This window comes from Methanoculleus sp. (assembly GCF_035363275.1).
In the GTDB taxonomy this organism is placed as follows: Archaea; Halobacteriota; Methanomicrobia; order Methanomicrobiales; family Methanoculleaceae; genus Methanoculleus.
This window is the reverse complement of sequence record NZ_DAOSET010000129.1, coordinates 1-1,657: the sequence shown is the minus strand read 5'-3', so window position 1 is coordinate 1,657 and position 1,657 is coordinate 1. Positions and strand designations below refer to the sequence as shown.

At 62.0% G+C, this 1,657-nt stretch carries 3 protein-coding genes; 1 reads left to right on the top strand and 2 read right to left on the bottom strand.

Annotated elements, in window-relative coordinates:
- A partial coding sequence (locus tag PLN84_RS13235; RefSeq protein WP_348532183.1) for a radical SAM protein occupies positions 1-620 on the bottom strand: 620 nt, incomplete at its 3' end.
- A gap of 31 nt (positions 621-651) precedes the next feature.
- Entirely contained in the window at positions 652-804 is a 153-nt protein-coding gene (locus tag PLN84_RS13230; RefSeq protein ID WP_299953082.1) for a hypothetical protein, read from the bottom strand.
- Between the two features lie 41 nt (positions 805-845).
- Between PLN84_RS13230 and pyrH the strand changes: the two genes are divergently transcribed.
- Complete coding sequence (gene pyrH / locus PLN84_RS13225) at positions 846-1,550, top strand: UMP kinase (RefSeq protein ID WP_299953075.1); 705 nt, start codon at positions 846-848, stop codon at positions 1,548-1,550.
- Positions 1,551-1,657 lie beyond the last annotated feature (107 nt).

Here is a 1,657-nt window from a genome sequence, read left to right as displayed (position 1 = left end):
TCCTTTGCAAGCGCCGTCGCGTCGAGGACCGGCTGCAGCCGCCCCCCGCAGACCTTCCGGTAAAAGGTGTCGGAGAAGGATTTGATGTCGACGCGGAAGGCGGTGAGCATCGACGCGAGCTCGCGGAGCCCGTCTTCGGTGATGTAGCCGTTCGTGACGTAGACGGTCCCGAGGTTCTTCTTACGCGCAAGCGTCCCCATCGCGAGCGGGTACTCGTGCCAGATAGTGGGCTCGTTGTAGGTCCAGGCGATGCTTGCGGAGCCCGACGCGAGCGCCTGTTCCACACCCTGCTCGGGGCTTAAGTCCCGGAGCGACTGCATCTCCAGTGTCTGCTGGGAGATGTGCCAGTTCTGGCAGTGTTCGCAGTGGAAGTTGCATCCGATGGTTCCGAGCGAGTAGGAGAGGGTCCCGGGCAGGAAATGGTTGAGCGGCTTCTTCTCGATGGGGTCGACCGCTTCGGCGATGACTTTGCCGAACGTAGCGGCATAGAGGGTGCCGCCGCGGTTGATGCGGACACCGCAGACCCCCTGTTTGCCCTCCCGTATGGTGCACCGGTGAGCGCAGAGCGAGCAGCGGACGGTGTTCTCCTCCAGCTTCTGGTAGAGTCGCGCCTCGTGCATACGATCACTGCGTGAGAGAGACCGGTATATATCACTGTGGTCGGTCATCCGGTTCTTCGTCGTACTCGACGACCAGGGCTCCGCGGTACCCGCAACGCTTGCAGTGGTAGAGACAACCGGTGTAGCCGCCGGTGATCGTCCAGACCTCCGTGGAACCGCATACCGGGCAGTGCAGCATTTTCACAACAGGTATAAGAGCGATATTGAGGATAATAATAGGGTAGAATGAAGAAGATCGTGATATCGCTGGGCGGCTCGGTTATGGTCCCTTCACTTGAGTCGAATAATATAAGCCGATATGTCTCTGTCCTCGAGAGGATCGCCGAAAAATGCCGGATCTTTATCGTCGTCGGCGGCGGCGGGGAGGCGCGTCGGTACATCCGGGTTGCCCGCGACCTCGGTGCCGGAGAGGCGATGGCAGACGAACTCGGCATCATGGTGACCCGGCTGAACGCGCGCCTCCTCGTGACCGGGCTCGGGGATGCGGCTTACCCGCGGGTTGCTGAGAATTACACGGAGGCGCGGGAGTTCGCTGGAACGGGGAAGATCGTCGTTATGGGCGGGATCACCCCGGCGCAGACGACGGACGCGGTATCGGCGGTCCTCGCCGAGAGCGTCGGCGCCGATCTCCTCATCAACGCCACGTCGGTCGACGGCATCTACAGCGCCGACCCGAAGAAAGACGCCGGCGCGGTGCGGCACGAACACCTCACGCCGGAGGAGCTCCTCGATATCATCACGGGAGCGAGGATGAGTGCGGGTGCGAATATCGTGCTCGACATCGTGGCGGGCAAAGTGATCGAGCGGTCCGGGATCCCGCTCCTGGTGCTCGACGGCCGCGACCCGGAGAACCTCTACCGGGCGATCGTGGAGGGCGCGTTTGTCGGCACCATCGTGAGCGATGAATCTTCGGTCCCCCTGCCGGCCTGAACATTCTCCATCGGTAACTATTTTTGTCTGCCTCGCTAACGTATGGTGGTACGGGGCAGTAGGGTAGCCTGGTCCATCCTAGAGCGTTTGGGACGCTTTGACGGCAG

Coding starts and splice junctions, on each gene's coding strand:
- pyrH (WP_299953075.1), top strand. CDS start 846: ATGAAGAAGATCGTGATATCGCTGGGCGGCTCGGTTATGGTCCCTTCA.